This window comes from uncultured Jannaschia sp. (assembly GCF_947494025.1).
Taxonomy (GTDB): domain Bacteria; phylum Pseudomonadota; class Alphaproteobacteria; order Rhodobacterales; family Rhodobacteraceae; genus Jannaschia.
Genome location: NZ_CANLTQ010000001.1, coordinates 648410 through 663736, shown reverse-complemented (window position 1 = coordinate 663736; position 15327 = coordinate 648410). Strand labels below are relative to the sequence as shown.

Genomic DNA, 15327 nt, shown 5'->3' with positions numbered 1-15327 from the left:
GAATCCTGCTCCATGCGTCTCGCACTCTTGCTCCTGTGTCTGCCCGGCTCCGCGCTGGCCGACGACATCCTTCTGGCCGCGCCCGCGACGGAGGCGGTGATCTTCGCGAACGGCGCCTCGGTCACGCGCGTGGCCGAGGCGGACCTGCCCGCCGGCGCGCACCGGCTTCTCATGCCGGTCCTGCCGGTCCTGCCGGGCGCGGACGGGCCGCCGCGGATCGAGCTGTCGGGCGCGACCCTTGGCCCGCAGGGCACCGCCGTCGCCGGGTGGATCGACGGGCGGGACTTCTTCACCCCGAGGCAGCGCGCCGCCTACGACGGCTGGATCGCCGCCCGCGACGCCGCCGAACGGGCCTCCGACGAACGGGTGGGCGCGGCCGCCGGGGTGGAAGCGGCCGAGACCCGGCTCGACTTTCTCCGCTCGATCTCGGGCGCGAACGTGACCCGGCTCGAGGCGTGGTCCGTCACCGAAACCGCGCAGACCATCGGCGAGGCGGTCGCCGGCGCGCAGCGCGACCTCGCCGCGGCGCGCGACGCCGAGCGAAACGCCCGCCGCGACCTCGAGGATGCCGATCGTGCCGAGGATCAGGCCCGCCGGGATTTCGAGGCGACCGGCGCGAATCTCGGCCCTGTCTCGCTCCTGTCGGTTGCGGTCACACTGGACGTGCCCGGCACGGTCGAGGCGACCCTCACGCAGTTCGCGCCACAGGCCGGCTGGACGCCGCGCTACGACGCCACGCTGGACGAGGGGATGGGCCGCGTGACGCTCGCGCGCAAGGTCGAGCTGTTCTCGAATGTCGGCCTGCCGCTCGCGGACGTGACGCTGCGCCTGTCGACGGCCGATCCGTTCGCGCAGACCGCGCCGCAGGAGGTCCTGCCGGACCTCGTCGTCACCGGCGATTTCCCCGTGCCCGAGCCGCGCGGGATGGCGCCCGAAGGCGCGGCGCTCGACGCGATGCGGCTCGCCGAGCCGGCCGCGGAACCGCTGCGCGCGGCGGCCGATACCGACGGGCCGATCGTCGCCTACGATTACCCCGGGCCCGTGGACATTCCCGTCGAAGGTCAGCGCGTCACGCTGCTTCTCGACACGATCGACTTCGACGCGCGCATGTTCAACCGCGCGGCCCCGCGCACCGACCGGACCGCCTTCCTGATGGCCGGGTTCGACAACAACACCGAGGAGCCGCTGCTGGCCGGACCCGTCGCGCTTTACCGCGGCGCGGAAAAGGTGGGCGAGGCGTATCTGCCGCCCGTTCCTGCGGGCGACGGGGCCGAACTCGCCTTCGGCCCGCAGGAGCATCTGCCGCTCGAATTCGTCCGCGCCGGGAACGAGGTCGGCGATCGGGGCGTGTTCCAGACCTCGGGCTACCGGCAGCAGGATCTGCTCTTTCGCATCCGGAACCTTTCGGGCGAGAGCGAGACGGTGGAGGCGCGCTACGCGCTGCCCCATGACGAGGCCGAGGACATCGAGATCGTCGTCGATGCCAGGCCGGAGCCCGCCGCCACCGGCGTCGAGGATCGTCGGGGCGTCGCGGAATGGACGCTCGACGTGCCGGCGCGCGGCGAGGTCGAGGTCGAGATCGACGTGAGCATCGAGTGGCCGGAAGGCAAGACGCTGATCTGGCGTCCCTGACGGGCCCCGGGCGTCACACCTCCACGAAGCGGTCGGCCCGGGCGTCGTAGACCTCGAGCGCGCCGCTGGTGATGTCGTTCCACATGCCGTGCAGGGCCAGGTCCCCGGCCTCGACCGCGCTTGCGACGAACGGGAACGTCATCAGGTTGTCGAGCGAGGTGAGCACCGCCCGCCGCTCCAGCGCGCGCAGCCGCTCCTCCCGGTCGGCGATGTCCCTGACCTCCTCCCAGCCGGGACGCAGAAGGTCCATCCAGCGCCCGACGAAGCTGCCGGGTTTCTCGAGATCGGGGGCATGGCCCGAGCACATCGCCTCGCAGCCCTGCACGCCGCCGCATTGCGAATGGCCGAGCACCATGATCTGCGAGACCTTGAGCGCCGTCACCGCGTATTCGATCGCCGCCGAGGTGCCGTGGCGCAGCCCGTCCGGCTCGCAGGGCGGGACGAGATTGGCGATGTTGCGATGGATGAAGAACTCGCCCTGTTCCGCTCCGAAGATCGAGGTGACGTGGACCCGGCTGTCGCAGCAGCTGATCACCATGGCCCGTGGGCGCTGTCCCTCGGTGGCGAGGCGGCGATACCACGCGGCATTCTCCGCGAAGGTGGTGGCCTTCCAGCCGTGGTAGCGTTGGACGAGCGATCCGGGCAGGGGCCGAACGGGTCTCATGGGGCCTCCGAAGCTGAGATTTCTCTCGCAATTACTCTGAAATACGGAAGGAGTTCGAGCGATTTCTCGCGTGCTTCTCCTTGGAGGGGTCACGCTTTTGCCCCGGTTCGCGGCGACCTAGGGGCCAACCGAGATACGGAGTCCGCCATGCCCGCCGCCATCGCCCTGAACCCCGCCGAGCACATCACCTTCGATCGCGATCGCCTGTTCCGTGTCTGCGACGACAAGGGGATCGATGCGGAACACTACCTGATGAACGCCCTGACCGAGATCGAGTCGCTGGTCGAGGTCGCCGAAACGCAGGCGAACGACGCCGAGGGACTGGCCCGCACCTGTTCCCGCCTTATGCGTCGGGCGGGCGAAATCGGCATGGTCACGGTGGAAGATGTCGCCCGGTCGGTGATCGACTGCCTCCTCGAGGGCAACCAGTACGGGCTGCGCGCCTGCCATGCGCGGCTCGTCCGGCTCGGCCGTCCCGGCGCGATCGCGGACTGGAGCTTCGCCCGCGCGATGCAGCCGGACGGCGCCGCCTGAATTCCCGCGATTCCGGCGGACCTTGCGGCAAGCGGTGTGGCCGCTAGAGTGGCCGGCGCCGCTGACCCGCATGCCGAGGACCGATGCTCTCCGATGACCTTCCCCGTTTCGCCGATCCCGACACGCGCGCGATCCCCCTTCGCATCCTGACCTCCACCGCCCTCGACGGCTGGCTCGCCCGTCAGGAGGGGGCCGTCCGGGACTGGGTCGCGGCGAATGGGTTCGAGGCCAGGGCGGGGCAGATATTGCGGATGCCCGCGCCCGACATGAGCGTGGCCCGCGTCCTCTTCGGCATCGGCGGCGCGAAGGACCGGGCGCGCAAGCGGTTCCTCGTTGCCGAAGCGGCCGCGAAGCTCGACGCGGGCACCTATGCGCTCGATGGTGAGATGACCGCCAACCAGATGGAGGAGGCCGCGCTCGGCTGGCTCCTCGCGTCCTACAGGTTTACCCGGTACGCCGGAAAACCACGCGGAGCGGCCCGTCTGAAGGCGCCCAAGGGCGTCGACGCCGCACAGGTGGAGGCGATCGCGGCGGGCGAAATCCTGACCCGCGACCTCATCAACACCCCCGCGAACGACATGGGCCCGGACGAACTCGAGGTTTCCGCCCGCGCCCTTGCCGACCTGCACGACGCGCGGATCGAGGTGACCAAGGGCGACGAGCTGCGCGCCGGGTTTCCGCTCATCCACGCGGTCGGCCGCGCTTCCACCCGCGCGCCGCGTCTCATCGACATGCGCTGGGGGGACGAGGGGCCGGCGCTGACGCTCGTGGGCAAGGGCGTGTGCTTCGACACGGGCGGGCTCAATCTCAAGCCCGGCGCGTCGATGGGGTTGATGAAGAAGGACATGGGCGGCGCGGCCACCGTGCTGGGCCTCGCTCACATGATCATGGCGACCGGCATGAAGCTACGCCTGCGCGTCCTGATCCCGGCGGTCGAGAACGCCGTCTCCGGCGACGCGTTCCGCCCGGGCGACATCCTCACGGCACGCAACGGCCTGACGGTGGAGATCAACAACACCGACGCGGAGGGGCGGCTGGTGCTCGCCGACGCGCTCGCCCTCGCCGCCGAGACGCCGCCCGACCTCATGATCTCGATGGCGACGCTGACGGGCGCCGCGCGGGTCGCGGTCGGCCCGGACCTCGCCCCCTACTACACCGATGACGACGCGCTCGCGATGGCGCTCAACCATGCCGGGCACCGGGTGCGCGATCCGCTCTGGCGGATGCCGTTCCACCGCCCATACGAGGCGATGATCGAGCCGGGGATCGCCGATCTCGACAACGCGCCCTCGGGCGGGTTCGGGGGCTCCATCACCGCAGCCCTGTTCCTCGACCGCTTCGTGCCCGACACGATCCGCTACGCGCATTTCGACATCTACGGCTGGAACCCCGCCGCCGCGCCGGCCCGGCCGAAGGGCGGCGTCGGGCAGGGGGCGCGCGCGATCTTCGACTCGCTCACGGACGTGCTCGCTTCATGAGCGAAGCCGATCCGCGCATGATCCCGGCAAACGGTCATGCCGCGGCGAGCGAGCTGCGCGGCAAGGTCGAGGCGGCCCGCTACGTCAAGGGTACGATCCGCACCGTGCAGCAGCCGCTCGTCAACCTGGCGGCCAGTCCGCGTAGCGACCGGACGAGTCAGCTTCTCTTCGGCGAGGCGTTCCGGGTCATCGACGAGCGCGACGGCTACGCCTTCGGGCAATCGGCGCGCGACGGCTATTGCGGCTGGGTCATCTCCGGCGCGCTCGCCCGGCAGGAGGCGGCGACGCACTGGGTCGCGGCGCCGGCCACGCATCTCTATCCCAAGGCGCGGCTGAAGGCCCCGGCAGAGGTGGCGATCTTCTTCGGCAGCCAGGTTCGCGTCTCCGCCGATCTGGGCGACTTCCAGCGGATCACGACCGGCCATTTTGTGCCCACGGGCCATCTCCAGCCGCTCCGCGCGCGGTTCGGCGACCCGGTGGGCGTGGGCGACACGTTTCTCGGCACGCCCTATCTCTGGGGCGGATGCTCCCGCTGGGGGATCGATTGCTCCGGCTTGGTGCAGCAGGCGCTCATCGCCTGCGGCATCGACTGCCCCCGCGACAGCGACCAGCAGCAGGCGATCGGGCGCGCCCTCGACGCGGAGGAGCCGCTGCGGCGCGGCGACCTCGTCTTCTGGCAGGGCCATGTCGGCATGATGTCCGACGGCGCGACCCTGCTTCACGCCAACGCGCACCACATGGCCGTCGCCTACGAACCGCTGGCGGAAGCCTGCGCCCGCATTCGCGAGAACGACCCGACGGGACGCGGCGACATCATCGCGCGCCGCCGCCCGGAGGCGCGCTGAAGCTGAACGGAGACACCAGGTCCGGCAAGGAAGCGGTCGCTTCGGAGAGGGCAGGCCTCGTCCGGATCTGGGGGCCGTCCGGTCCTGTATCCGGTTTGATCGGTCGGCGGACGTGAGCGATGGAGGCATCCGCCGCCGCGACCCGAATGCTCGGACCCGCTTCGACGATCCCGGGACGCTGCCGCCCTGCCTCAGCCCTTCCGAAGAACGCGCGTGCCGAGCGTTTCGGCGATCTGCACCGCGTTCAGCGCGGCGCCCTTGCGGAGGTTGTCGCTGACCACCCAGAGGTTGAGGCCGTTCTCGACGGTGGAATCCTGCCGGATGCGGCTGACGAAGGTGGCGAAGTCGCCGACGCATTCGACCGGCGTGACGTAGCCGCCATCCTCGCGCTTGTCGACAACGAGCACGCCCGGCGCGGTGCGCAGGATGTCGCGCGCCTCGTCCTCGTCGAGGAAATCCTCGAACTCGATGTTGATCGCCTCGGAATGGCCAACAAAGACCGGCACGCGGACGCAGGTCGCGGTCACCTTGATGCTCTTGTCGATGATCTTCTTCGTTTCCACGACCATCTTCCACTCCTCGCGGGTGGAGCCGTCCTCCATGAAGCTGTCGATATGGGGAATGACGTTGAAGGCGATCTGCTTGGTGTAGACGCTCGGCGCCCGCTCCTGGCCGGGCACGTACATGCCCTTGGTCTGGTCCCAGAGCTCGTCGATCGCGTCCTTGCCGGTGCCGGAGACGGATTGGTAGGTGGAGACGACGACGCGCTTGATCCGCGCCCGGTCGTGCAGCGGCTTCAACGCCACCACCATCTGCGCGGTGGAGCAGTTCGGGTTGGCGATGATGTTCTTCCTGGAATAGCCCTCGACAGCCTCCGGGTTCACCTCCGGCACGACGAGCGGCACATCGGGATCGTAGCGGTAGAGCGAGGAATTGTCGATCACGACGCAGCCGGCCTTCGCGGCCCGTGGCGCGTGGATCTTGGTCGCCTCCGAGCCCACGGCGAAGAAAGCGATGTCCCAGCCGGCGAAGTCGAACTGTTCGAGGTCCTTGGTCCTGAGGGTCGCGTCGCCGAAGCTCACCTCGGTTCCCATGGACTTGCGCGAGGCCAGCGCCGCGATCTCGTCCACCGGGAACTGGCGCTCGGCCAGGATGTTCAACATTTCACGGCCCACATTGCCCGTGGCGCCGCAAACGACGACCTTGTAACCCATTTCTACGTCCTTCGCTTGGTGCGCGGTCCCTAGACCACGGGCATGGCGAACGGAAGGCCACGCAGAATCATCCTCACGCTTGACTGAGACTGGTTCGGATCACAGAATGGTTAACGAAGTGCTTGATCGCTTCGTGTTTGTTTTTGTGTTCGGGAATGGTCTCATGAAATTGTCACCTGTACTTTACCTCTTTGCCGGGGCGTCCTTTGCCGTAGCCGCGTCTGTTGCGAACGCCGCAGTCGTTCGGATCGAGGAATCAAGCTTTCTTTCGGGCGCGGGCCTCATCACCTTTTCAGAGTTTGGCCTCGACACCGTGAACCCGACCTATGCGCCGGCCGATTATGGCGGCGATAGTGCGTCGCCGACCGTCGGAACGGGCGGGTATTTCGTCGGACAGTCGCTCAGCGCCGACGCAGCGACGGATTGCCCCGGCGCGGCCGCGACCGCCTGCATTGTCGGCACGCCGTCCGGCCCCCTTGCGCTCGACGGGGACGCGCCGACTACGTTCATCGCCGAGGACGGCGCGACACCCACCAGCCCGACCCTGAGCGGGCGGCCGTTGTTCAACGGTCCGATCGCCCTCCTCTTCAGCGAGGACCAGTACGGCGTCGGCTTTACAGCCGGCTTCTTCGACGCGGCTATGTCAACCGGAATCACCGCCTTCGGCCGGGACGGCACTCTGCTCGGGACGGTCCTGAACGAGGGCCGAGGGATCGAGTTCCTGGGCTTGGTCTCCGAAGATGCCGACATCGCCGGTGTGTTTCTCGACCTCGTCGGCTCGGAGCCTGCGGGCTTCGTTATCGACAACCTCCGCTTCGGGAATCGTGGGGACGTGGATCCGGGTCCGAGCCCGGTGCCCCTTCCGGCAGGCTTCCCGCTCATGCTCGCAGGCTTGGCCGCGATCGGCGTCGCGGGGCGCAAGCGTCACTGAATCCACCTGGGACAGGGGGCCGGCGGCGTCGAGGTCGGCGGCCGGTTCCCTCCCGACGTCAAACTTTCTTGGCCAGCGCCTCGACGAGATCGTCTTTCGACATGTCGGACCGGCCTTCGAGGTCGCGGGCGCGGGCCATCTTCATCAGCTCCTCCTTGGTCCGGTGGGACAAGGCGGCCTCCGAGCCGTGGCCGCGCCCGTTCTCGTCGGTGGCGTTCTCGATGGCATCCAGCAGCTCGTCCTTCGACATCGCGCTGCGACCCTCGATGTCTAGGTCGCGGGCGCGCGCTCCCAGCATCTCCTTCGTGGGGCCGTGCGCCTTGATATGCGCGACCTTCTCCCGCACGTCGTCGGGCTGGTCCACGAACTGGTCGTCGCTGCCCTGTTTCTTCCGGGTCGAGCGAGCATATTCCTCGTCGGTCAGGAGCATCCGCACCTTCTTCGGCAGGTAGCGCTCGCCCGTGTTGCCGCTTTCACCGCCGGATTTGGTGCCCCAATCCTCTTTGGTCCATTCATGGAGGCTGGTGTCGTCCTGGTCCGGCCCGTCGTCGTCGTAGCCGCCGCCGCGTTTCTTGTATTCCTGCACCGCCATCTGCGCCTTGTGCGCGGACCATTGCCCGGACTCGCCACCCTTGTCGCCTTCGGTGATCTCCGTCTTGACCTTCTCCCAAAGCTCGGGGTCGGTCCGCTTCGCATCGGTCATGACATCCTCCGTATCTCGAAAGGAGAACGAGGCGGGAGACGATCCGGTTCGCGGCTGCGGCGGGGCGACGCGGGGTCAGTCGCGGCTGTCGGGGGCGAAGGCGTAGACGGCGCAACCCGCCACGAGCGCGAGCGCGAAGGTCGCGAACAGGACGCGGTAGGCCGCCGCCCCGCCGCCCGCCGCCTCGAAGAGCGGGCCGGTCGCGAACTGCATGATGCCGACGCCGCCGATGGAGCAGAGGTTCAGGAAGGTCACGCCCCGTCCCACGAGATGCGGCGGGAAGAACGCCCGTCCGTGCGCCATCGACATCGCGTAGCTCGACCCGAACGCGCCGATCGCGGCGAAGAGCGCGACGGTCGCGGCAAGGGGCGGCACCGGAACGAGCCACAGCGCGGCGCAGGCGGCGGCACCAAGGAGGTTGCCGCCGATCACCACCCATTTTCGCGTGCCGAGCAGCCGGTCGAGGGGGCCGTAGAGCAGGTTGCCGAGGATCATCGCGACCCCCATGGCGAGCGTCACCGGACCCACCAGCGCCGCCCCGTGGAACTCCGCGATGTAGGGTCCGGCCCAGAGCCCGCGAAGCCCCGCGGCGGGGGCGTAGTTCACGAGGAGCATCGGCGCGACGAACCACATCGCCGGGATCCGCAGGACGTCGAGGAGCGAGCCGCGCGCCGGTCCCGTGAGCGCGTCGGGGTCGCGAACGAAGACCCAGCAGCCGAGAGCGGTCAGGATCGTGATCCCCGCCAGGCCCCAGAGCGCCCCGCGCCAGCCGATCGCCTCCGCGGCGAGGCTCAGCGGAACGGACGCGGCGATGTTGCCGAGAGATCCCAGACCCACGAGGACCGAGGCCAGTGTGGCGAAGACGGCGGGACGATAGACGCGGGCGAAGATGTAGTAGCTCGCCATCAGCACCGGCGCGCAGCCCGCGCCGATCAGGGCCATCGCCACCGTGATCTGCCAGGCGGCCCCGGCCGTCGCGAAGATCACCGCGCCGCCGCCACCCGCCACGCCCAGCATCGCGGCCGACGTCTGGCGCGGCCCGAGCCGGTCGAGCGCCATTCCCACGGGGATCTGCATCGCCGCGAAGGACAGGAACCAGATGCCCGAGGCGAGGCTCAGATCGGTCGGCGTCAGGCCGAGATCCGTGAGCAGGTCGGGCGCCAGGACCGCGAGAAAGGCCCGGTAGAACTGACTGAGGATGTAGGCCAGAAGCAGAAGGGCGAGACCGCGTTTCATGGCCGGCCCGTGGCACGGGGGCCGGAGGGTCGCAAGCGGGATCGACAGGGCGGTTTGCCGGGGGGGCGGAACCTGCTTTAAGCGCGGAATCTGATCGGGAGGCCCGTATGACCGAGGTCGTCGTCACCAACCTGAACCCGCGCTTCACCGGCGTCTCCTCGACGGCCGCCCGGCTGATCCCGATTCAGGCGGCGCAGTTCGATCTGGCGCTGGCGGGCCATCCGCTTCCCGGCTGTCCGAAGCCGGTCACGCTCGCGCGGGCGCGGGCGCTGACGCGGACCCCGCCTCCCGACCGGCCCTTCGCGATCTGGCACGTGCGGCGCAACAACGAGATGCGGGCGGCGCTCTGGGCGCGCGACGTGCTGCGCCTGCCGATCCGGATCGTCTTCACCTCCGCCGGCACGCACCGGCATTCGGCGCTCCCGCGCTGGCTGATGGGGCGGATGGACGCGCTGATCGCGACGATTCCGGCGGCGGCCCGGAACAAGCCGCATGTCCGGGCCGTGGTGCCGCACGGCGTCGACTGCCGCGTCTGGCATCCGGCGAAGGACCGCGCCGCCGCCTGGGCCGCGACCGGCTTTCCCGGCCGGCGTGGGGTGGCGGCCGTGGGCCGCGTGCGGGAGTCGAAGGGGACGGATCGTTTCGTGGAAACGATGCTGCGCGTGCTGCCCAAGCACCGCGACGTCACCGCGCTCGTCCTGGGCCTCGCACGCCCGCAGGACCGCGCGTGGCAGGACGACTTGCGGGCGAAGGCACGCGCGGCCGGTCTGGGCGACCGGCTGCTGTTTCCCGGCGAGATCCCCGCGCACGACATGCCCGCGCTGATCCGCGCCTGCTCGCTCACCGTGCCGCTGCCGCGCTATGAGCCCTACGGGATGACGCCGCTGGAAGGCATGGCCTCGGGCGTGCCCTTCGTCGGCTCGCCTACCGGCGCGTTCAGCACCTTCGCCGCCGACGGCACCGCCGGGATCGTCGTAGAGGAGGGGAACCTCGTCGATGACGCGGCGGCGGCGGTGGACACGCTGCTCGCCAATCCGGACTGGCTGGCCAAGATGGCCCGACGGGCGCGGGAGCGGGCGGTGGCCTTCCACTCGATTGAGACCGAGGCGGCCGGGATCGGCGCGGTCTACGAGACGCTCTGGGAGGAGGGCCGGAGCGCGCGGGCGCGCATCGCCTCGTAACACGGCAGCGCCGCGGCGAGGAGGTCGTCGCGCCGGACTTCGGGGAGCGGACCTTCCGGCCCGGCGAAACCCGTCGAGCGATGCACGGCGTTGTACCAATGCGCGGCCCAGACGCCGTCCGAGGCATGGCCGCCCGCGGGCCAGGCGAGCATCGCCTCGGAGAAGTCGAGGCCGATCTCCGCGCAAAGACGCCCCAGCATCCCCCGCGGATCGTCGCGCAGGTCCGCGGTGTCGAGCACTACGCCGCCCAGCCGGTCGTAGAGGCTGGCCTGCGCGGCGAAGCCGATCGCGTCCTCGTCGATCTCGTCGCGCTTCTCGTTGTAGCTCGCGATCACGCGGGCGGGATGGCGGATGAGGTGGACGATGGCCGCCCCCTCCGCCCAGTCGAGCGACATGCCGGGCATCATGTGGTGCGCCATGTGCTTCTGATACACATGGGGCGATCCCTCCCGCGCGCAAAGCTCCGCGACCTCGGCCGGATCGACGGGCTGGCTCGAAAGGATCGCGTCCCGCAGCGGATGCCGGAGGCCGGTGGCGGCGAGAAAGGCCGCATAGAACGGCTCGTCCATGACGTCGCAATCGGAACGGTTCCCGAAGGCGTACATCATGGCGGTAGACAGGTTCCGGGGGCCGGACCAGGCGACGATCCTCATGCGGGCCTCCTTTTCGAGACGTCGGCGTTCTGGAGTCGGCCCTAGAGGGTTTCGTCCGCCGGCGCCACGATCCTTTGCGCTCGAACGATCGGTGCAGACGGGGACGGAGGCGCGACCGTGGACCCCTCCGGGGTCAGCCGTCGTCCTGTCGGAGCAGGTAATCGACGAGCTCGGTCCGCTGAAAGCGTGGCATCTGGTTGTCGTCCGAGATCATCGTGACGCGCAGGCGGCCCTCCGCGTCCTGCCATACGTCGATTCCCTCGAGGTTGTCGTGCTGTCCCAAGTGGCTTTCGAGCTCCGTCCGCTCGTCGCCGCCATCGAGCTCCACGCTGCGGACCCGGGTCCGGAACCCGATAACGGCGAACTCGCGCTCGAGCACGTAGAGCCGTCCGTCCGGACCGATATCGGCGCCCGAGACGAGGTAGCCGCCCCGCCGGGGAAGGGCGAAGGGCGTCGTCCATTCCCCGTCGGCGAAGCGGAACACGGGGAACGGGCGGCGCAGGTCGCCCGTCTCCTCGGGGATCGCGTAGAGGGCGCCCGACGCGTCCGCGGCGAGCGCCTCGATGCCCGCATTGTTGTCGAACGATCCGAAGTCCGGCGGAACCGGCAACGGGACCGGCACGCCGTCCAGGCCGTCGAAGCGCATGATGCGGTGCCGTCCCTCGTAAGCGACGAAGAAGGCGCCTCCGGCCTCGGCGATCGATTCCGCGTCCCGTCCCCATTTTTCGGCCGCGCGACGCCGTCCCGCCTCGGGTGCGAGCGCGCCGCTCGACGTCACCGTCACGCCCGACACAACGCCGTCGACGTCCCGCGCGAGCGTGCCGCGGATCCAGCTGCCCCGGTCCGACAGCGTGACGAAGCCCGGCCCCTCCGGCGCGAGCCAGAGTGCGGAATAGCCGCCCGCGTCGCGGAACGGCGGGGTCCAGACATGGCTGCCGAGATGCTCGCCGCCCGCGACCGGCCCCGAAAGGAGCCAGGCAGCGATTCCGAGGGCGGTGCCGATCAACGCGACGACAGCACCGTGCGACATTGCGTCGGCAGATCAGCCAAGTCGAGGTCCCGCCGGGGCGTGGCGGGCGGCGCGTTCGGATCGGGCGGCGGCGGGTCGAGGATGTTGCTCACCCATTGCAGGGCGTCCGCGCATCCGTCGCCCGGCGGCGGCGGCGCCTGGTCCTCGCAGCTCGCCGCGCCCGGCGGGCAGGCGATGCGGACATGCATGTGGTAATGGTGCCCCCACCACGGGCGCACCTTCCGGAGCCAGGACCGGTCCCCCGTCTCGTCGGCGCACATCCGCACCTTCGCGCCGGGGAAAATGAAGATGCGTGCGGTGCGCGGATCCTGCGCGGCGCGCTTGACCAGTTCGTGCTGTCCCCGGGTCCAGTTGCCGTTCACATAGGCGCCCTCGCTCCGGCGCATCGACACGGCGGACAGATCCTCGCGCGCGCGCGGCGACAGGCTCATGTCGGTCGCGGGATAGAGCCAGATGTCGGCGTCGAGCCCGATCTGGTGGCTCGCATGGCCGGACGTCATCGGGCCGCCGCGCGGCTGGCTCATGTCGCCCACGTAGATGCCGCCCCAGCCGATCCGGTCCATGTGGCGGGCGACGTCCTGCACGAGGTCGACGAGGTCCGGATGGCCCCAGTTGCGGTTGCGCGACAGCCGCATCGCCTGCCAGGACGGCCCTGTCTCGGGCAGTGGCACGAGCCCCGCGGCGCAGCCTCGCGAATAGCCGCCGAACGGCTCCGCCGGTTGTTGCGAACCGGCCCGGACGGCGCCGAATGCGTTCTTGGCGAGCTGCGCGGCAGCGGGCGGTGCGGCAACGACGAGGCACAGGGCGAGGTAGCAGGCGAGGGACCGGATCATGCGGTGACTCCTTCGGGTTCGACCCAGACTAGCAGGATCAGGCCGGCGGTGAAGAGGGCCACGAGGGGCAGCACGCCGATTTGCTGCGACCCGGAGGCGAGCGTGGCCACGCCGATCAGGAACGGCGCGAGGAAGGACGTGGCCTTGCCCGCCAGCGCGTAAAGCCCGAACCCCTCGGTCATGCGCGCGGGGTCGGTCTGGCGCACCAGCATCGTCCGGCTCGCCGCCTGCAGCGCGCCGCCCGCCCCGCCGATCGCCGCGCCGAGGAGGTAGAACGCGATGTCGGGCAGGGGCGAGCCCTCCGGCACCGGCAGGAACAGCACGGCGTCCGGCGTCACCGTCACCACGAGAAGCGTCACGGCGAGGAGGACGGAGATGCAGGCCGCGATCACCGGCTTCGGCCCGCGCGCGCGGTCGGCCCGCCCGCCCGCCCAGGCGAAGATCGCGCCGGTGATCGCGGCGAGGATGCCGAAGACGCCGATATCCACGACCGACCAGCCGAGCACGCCCGCCGTGTAGATGCCGCCAAAGACGTAGAGCCCGTTCAGCGCGTCGCGGTAGAGCATGGAGGACAGCAGGAACGACGCGAAGCTGCGTCGGGCCGGCAGCGCCCGCACCGTGTCCCGGAGACCCCGCAGCGCCCGCCCGAGCGGCAACGCCTCGCCCGGGGGGCGCCGAACAGGGCGGACCCAGAGGAAGAAGGGCACCATGAACACGATGTACCAGAGCGCGGTGAACGGCCCGACGAAGCGCGTGCCTTCCCGCGTGTCGGGGTCGAGCCCGAACACGGGCGCGATGCCGATCAGCGTCGTGCCGGCTTCGGACTCGGCGAAAAGCGTCAGCATCACCAGAAGCGACAGCACGCCGCCGACATATCCCAGCGCCCAGCCGGAGCCCGAAATCCGGCCGATCTCCTCGCGCGGGCCGAGGCCGGGCAGCATCGCGTTGGTGAAGATCGTCGCGAACTCCATGCCGAGGAGCCCGAGGCCGAAGACCGCGAGGATGGGCCAGACCGTTTCCGCCCCCGGCGCCGCGAACCAGAGCGCCCCGGCGCCGAGGACGTAGAGACCGGAGAACAGCCAGATCCAGCCCAGATGCCGCCCCGACGCATCCGCGAGCGCGCCCAGCACCGGGGCCAGCACCGCGATCGCCGCCCCCGACAGGGCGATGGCGAAGCCCCAGGCGGATTGCGCCGCGACCGGGTCGTCCATCACCGCGCTGGCGAAGTAGGGACCGAAGACGAAGGTCAGCAGCAGCGTGTTGTAGGGTTGCGACGCGAAGTCGAACATCATCCAGCCGCGGACGCGACGCCTCGGCGCGATGTCGGTCATGGCCGCCCTCCGGATCCCGGCGCGACCATTCCCGCGAATGGCCGCGAGCGCAACGGGCCTCAGCCGATCCCGCGCGGAACGGGCGGGGCCGGTTCCGGCGGCCAGGGCCGGTCCCCGTCCGCCGCGATCCAGGCCGCGACCCAGGGTGGCAGCGATGGCGAGCCGCCCGCGACGCCCATCGCCTCGACCACACGGGCGGGCGCGACGATCCCCCCGGGCGAGGTCACCGCGGTCCGCAGCAGCGCCTGGGAGCAGCAGGTGCCGCGGACCCACATCGACTGCACCATGTAGACGAAGCGGTCGTCCCAGCCGACGCTGCGGGTGCGCATCTCGATCCGGTCGAAGACCCGCACGCGTCGGCGGTAGCGCACGCTCGACCCCGCCACGGTCAGGCCCCAGCCCCGCGCCTTCAGGACCGGCATGAGGCCGACCCGCGCCCCCGCGCTCAACCGCCCGAGATCGTAGAGGGTGAGCGTCCGGCCGTTGTTGAGCTCCATCCACGGGTCGATGTCCCAGGGCCAGCAGACATGATGGGAGACATGCTCCCCGGTCAGGCTCAGCGGCCCGTCCTTGCGGTGACGGAACATCTGCCAGGCGAGGCGTACGAACGGATACATGACCCCGCCCATCGCCCGGCCGGCCGGCATCGTCAAGCCGCGTGGCCGGCGGCCCCCGCTGGCAGGCGCGTGGCGTTTACGCTTTCCGCGTCCGACGCTTGAAGCACCCGGCCGGCGCCTCTAGATCGAGGCGAACCGAGGGAGACCGCATGGACCTGCTCATTCGCATCGCGTTGCTGCTGCTCGACGTGGCGTGGTTCTTCGCCATCGCGCACATCATCATGTCGTGGCTGATCAACTTCAACGTGCTGAACACGGGCCAGCCTATCGTGGCGTCGCTCTGGGACGGGCTGAACCGCATTCTGGAGCCGGCCTACAGCCGCATCCGTCAGGTGCTTCCGAGCACCGGCGCGCTCGACCTCGCGCCGCTCGTTTTCCTGCTCGCGATCATCATCATCCGCATGATCCTGCAGGAGGCCGCGATCAGCGCCGCCATGCGCTGAGG

The 15327-nt window shown here is 70.1% G+C and carries 16 protein-coding genes; 7 read left to right on the top strand and 9 right to left on the bottom strand.

Annotation, left to right across the window (positions count from 1 at the left end):
• Positions 1–12 precede the first annotated feature (12 nt).
• Positions 13–1632 carry a DUF4139 domain-containing protein gene (locus Q1B08_RS03315; RefSeq protein ID WP_299814627.1) on the top strand — a complete coding sequence of 540 codons (1620 nt, stop codon included), beginning with the start codon at positions 13–15 and terminating at the stop codon, positions 1630–1632.
• 13 nt (positions 1633–1645) lie between these two features.
• Here the strand turns inward: Q1B08_RS03315 and Q1B08_RS03310 are convergent, their stop codons facing one another.
• Positions 1646–2296 carry a carbonic anhydrase gene (locus Q1B08_RS03310; RefSeq protein ID WP_299814624.1) on the bottom strand — a complete coding sequence of 217 codons (651 nt, stop codon included), beginning with the start codon at positions 2294–2296 and terminating at the stop codon, positions 1646–1648.
• Positions 2297–2443: 147 nt separating this feature from the next.
• Here Q1B08_RS03310 and Q1B08_RS03305 point away from each other — a divergent pair, with 147 nt between their 5' ends.
• The 3 genes from Q1B08_RS03305 to Q1B08_RS03295 all read left to right on the top strand — a co-directional run bounded on the left by Q1B08_RS03305 (position 2444) and on the right by Q1B08_RS03295 (position 5153).
• Positions 2444–2830, top strand: coding sequence for a hypothetical protein (locus Q1B08_RS03305; RefSeq protein WP_299814621.1), 387 nt, complete (start codon positions 2444–2446; stop codon positions 2828–2830).
• Between the two features lie 83 nt (positions 2831–2913).
• Positions 2914–4308: a leucyl aminopeptidase family protein gene (locus tag Q1B08_RS03300; protein WP_299814618.1), complete on the top strand. Its 1395-nt coding sequence runs from the start codon at positions 2914–2916 to the stop codon at positions 4306–4308.
• A complete protein-coding gene (locus Q1B08_RS03295) occupies positions 4305–5153 on the top strand; it encodes a C40 family peptidase (protein WP_299814615.1) in 849 nt (282 codons plus the stop codon). The genes Q1B08_RS03300 and Q1B08_RS03295 overlap by 4 nt, the downstream gene beginning before the upstream one ends.
• A gap of 191 nt (positions 5154–5344) precedes the next feature.
• Here the strand turns inward: Q1B08_RS03295 and Q1B08_RS03290 are convergent, their stop codons facing one another.
• Positions 5345–6367: an aspartate-semialdehyde dehydrogenase gene (locus Q1B08_RS03290; protein ID WP_299814613.1), complete on the bottom strand. Its 1023-nt coding sequence runs from the start codon at positions 6365–6367 to the stop codon at positions 5345–5347.
• 106 nt (positions 6368–6473) lie between these two features.
• Between Q1B08_RS03290 and Q1B08_RS03285 the strand changes: the two genes are divergently transcribed.
• Positions 6474–7298, top strand: coding sequence for a VPLPA-CTERM sorting domain-containing protein (locus Q1B08_RS03285; RefSeq protein ID WP_299814610.1), 825 nt, complete (start codon positions 6474–6476; stop codon positions 7296–7298).
• A 58-nt stretch (positions 7299–7356) separates the two neighbouring features.
• Here the strand turns inward: Q1B08_RS03285 and Q1B08_RS03280 are convergent, their stop codons facing one another.
• Positions 7357–8001, bottom strand: a complete 645-nt coding sequence (locus Q1B08_RS03280) for a Rho termination factor N-terminal domain-containing protein (protein ID WP_299814607.1) — start codon at positions 7999–8001, stop codon at positions 7357–7359.
• 75 nt (positions 8002–8076) lie between these two features.
• A complete protein-coding gene (locus tag Q1B08_RS03275; RefSeq protein WP_299814604.1) occupies positions 8077–9237 on the bottom strand; it encodes an MFS transporter in 1161 nt (386 codons plus the stop codon).
• Between the two features lie 107 nt (positions 9238–9344).
• On the opposite strand from Q1B08_RS03275, the gene Q1B08_RS03270 reads away from it, so the two are divergent.
• Positions 9345–10418 (top strand): glycosyltransferase family 4 protein, encoded by a 1074-nt coding sequence (locus tag Q1B08_RS03270; RefSeq protein ID WP_299814601.1) that lies wholly within the window; start codon positions 9345–9347, stop codon positions 10416–10418.
• On the opposite strand, the gene Q1B08_RS03265 is transcribed toward Q1B08_RS03270, so the two are convergent.
• From Q1B08_RS03265 to Q1B08_RS03245, 5 genes are all read right to left on the bottom strand, one after another.
• Positions 10364–11071, bottom strand: coding sequence for an HAD family hydrolase (locus Q1B08_RS03265; protein WP_299814598.1), 708 nt, complete (start codon positions 11069–11071; stop codon positions 10364–10366). The two genes, Q1B08_RS03270 and Q1B08_RS03265, sit on opposite strands and share 55 nt — an antisense overlap.
• 133 nt (positions 11072–11204) lie before the next feature.
• Positions 11205–12101, bottom strand: a complete 897-nt coding sequence (locus tag Q1B08_RS03260) for an esterase-like activity of phytase family protein (protein ID WP_299814595.1) — start codon at positions 12099–12101, stop codon at positions 11205–11207.
• Positions 12074–12934, bottom strand: coding sequence for a penicillin-insensitive murein endopeptidase (mepA, locus tag Q1B08_RS03255; RefSeq protein WP_299814592.1), 861 nt, complete (start codon positions 12932–12934; stop codon positions 12074–12076). The genes Q1B08_RS03260 and mepA overlap by 28 nt, the downstream gene beginning before the upstream one ends.
• Positions 12931–14265, bottom strand: coding sequence for an MFS transporter (locus tag Q1B08_RS03250; protein WP_299814589.1), 1335 nt, complete (start codon positions 14263–14265; stop codon positions 12931–12933). The genes mepA and Q1B08_RS03250 overlap by 4 nt, the downstream gene beginning before the upstream one ends.
• A 59-nt stretch (positions 14266–14324) precedes the next feature.
• Positions 14325–14882 (bottom strand): acyl-CoA thioesterase, encoded by a 558-nt coding sequence (locus Q1B08_RS03245; protein WP_299814918.1) that lies wholly within the window; start codon positions 14880–14882, stop codon positions 14325–14327.
• 149 nt (positions 14883–15031) lie between these two features.
• Here Q1B08_RS03245 and Q1B08_RS03240 point away from each other — a divergent pair, with 149 nt between their 5' ends.
• On the top strand, positions 15032–15325 hold the full coding sequence (locus tag Q1B08_RS03240) for a YggT family protein (RefSeq protein ID WP_299814587.1): 294 nt from the start codon (positions 15032–15034) through the stop codon (positions 15323–15325).
• The last annotated feature ends 2 nt before the right edge of the window (positions 15326–15327 follow it).

Bases quoted from the DNA above. Each gene is read 5' to 3' on its own strand.
- Q1B08_RS03315 (WP_299814627.1), top strand. From the start codon at position 13: ATGCGTCTCGCACTCTTGCTCCTGTGTCTGCCCGGCTCCGCGCTGGCC.
- Q1B08_RS03310 (WP_299814624.1), bottom strand. From the start codon at position 2,296: ATGAGACCCGTTCGGCCCCTGCCCGGATCGCTCGTCCAACGCTACCAC.
- Q1B08_RS03305 (WP_299814621.1), top strand. From the start codon at position 2,444: ATGCCCGCCGCCATCGCCCTGAACCCCGCCGAGCACATCACCTTCGAT.
- Q1B08_RS03300 (WP_299814618.1), top strand. From the start codon at position 2,914: ATGCTCTCCGATGACCTTCCCCGTTTCGCCGATCCCGACACGCGCGCG.
- Q1B08_RS03295 (WP_299814615.1), top strand. From the start codon at position 4,305: ATGAGCGAAGCCGATCCGCGCATGATCCCGGCAAACGGTCATGCCGCG.
- Q1B08_RS03290 (WP_299814613.1), bottom strand. From the start codon at position 6,367: ATGGGTTACAAGGTCGTCGTTTGCGGCGCCACGGGCAATGTGGGCCGT.
- Q1B08_RS03285 (WP_299814610.1), top strand. From the start codon at position 6,474: ATGGTTAACGAAGTGCTTGATCGCTTCGTGTTTGTTTTTGTGTTCGGG.
- Q1B08_RS03280 (WP_299814607.1), bottom strand. From the start codon at position 8,001: ATGACCGATGCGAAGCGGACCGACCCCGAGCTTTGGGAGAAGGTCAAG.
- Q1B08_RS03275 (WP_299814604.1), bottom strand. From the start codon at position 9,237: ATGAAACGCGGTCTCGCCCTTCTGCTTCTGGCCTACATCCTCAGTCAG.
- Q1B08_RS03270 (WP_299814601.1), top strand. From the start codon at position 9,345: ATGACCGAGGTCGTCGTCACCAACCTGAACCCGCGCTTCACCGGCGTC.
- Q1B08_RS03265 (WP_299814598.1), bottom strand. From the start codon at position 11,071: ATGAGGATCGTCGCCTGGTCCGGCCCCCGGAACCTGTCTACCGCCATG.
- Q1B08_RS03260 (WP_299814595.1), bottom strand. From the start codon at position 12,101: ATGTCGCACGGTGCTGTCGTCGCGTTGATCGGCACCGCCCTCGGAATC.
- mepA (WP_299814592.1), bottom strand. From the start codon at position 12,934: ATGATCCGGTCCCTCGCCTGCTACCTCGCCCTGTGCCTCGTCGTTGCC.
- Q1B08_RS03250 (WP_299814589.1), bottom strand. From the start codon at position 14,265: ATGACCGACATCGCGCCGAGGCGTCGCGTCCGCGGCTGGATGATGTTC.
- Q1B08_RS03245 (WP_299814918.1), bottom strand. From the start codon at position 14,882: ATGTATCCGTTCGTACGCCTCGCCTGGCAGATGTTCCGTCACCGCAAG.
- Q1B08_RS03240 (WP_299814587.1), top strand. From the start codon at position 15,032: ATGGACCTGCTCATTCGCATCGCGTTGCTGCTGCTCGACGTGGCGTGG.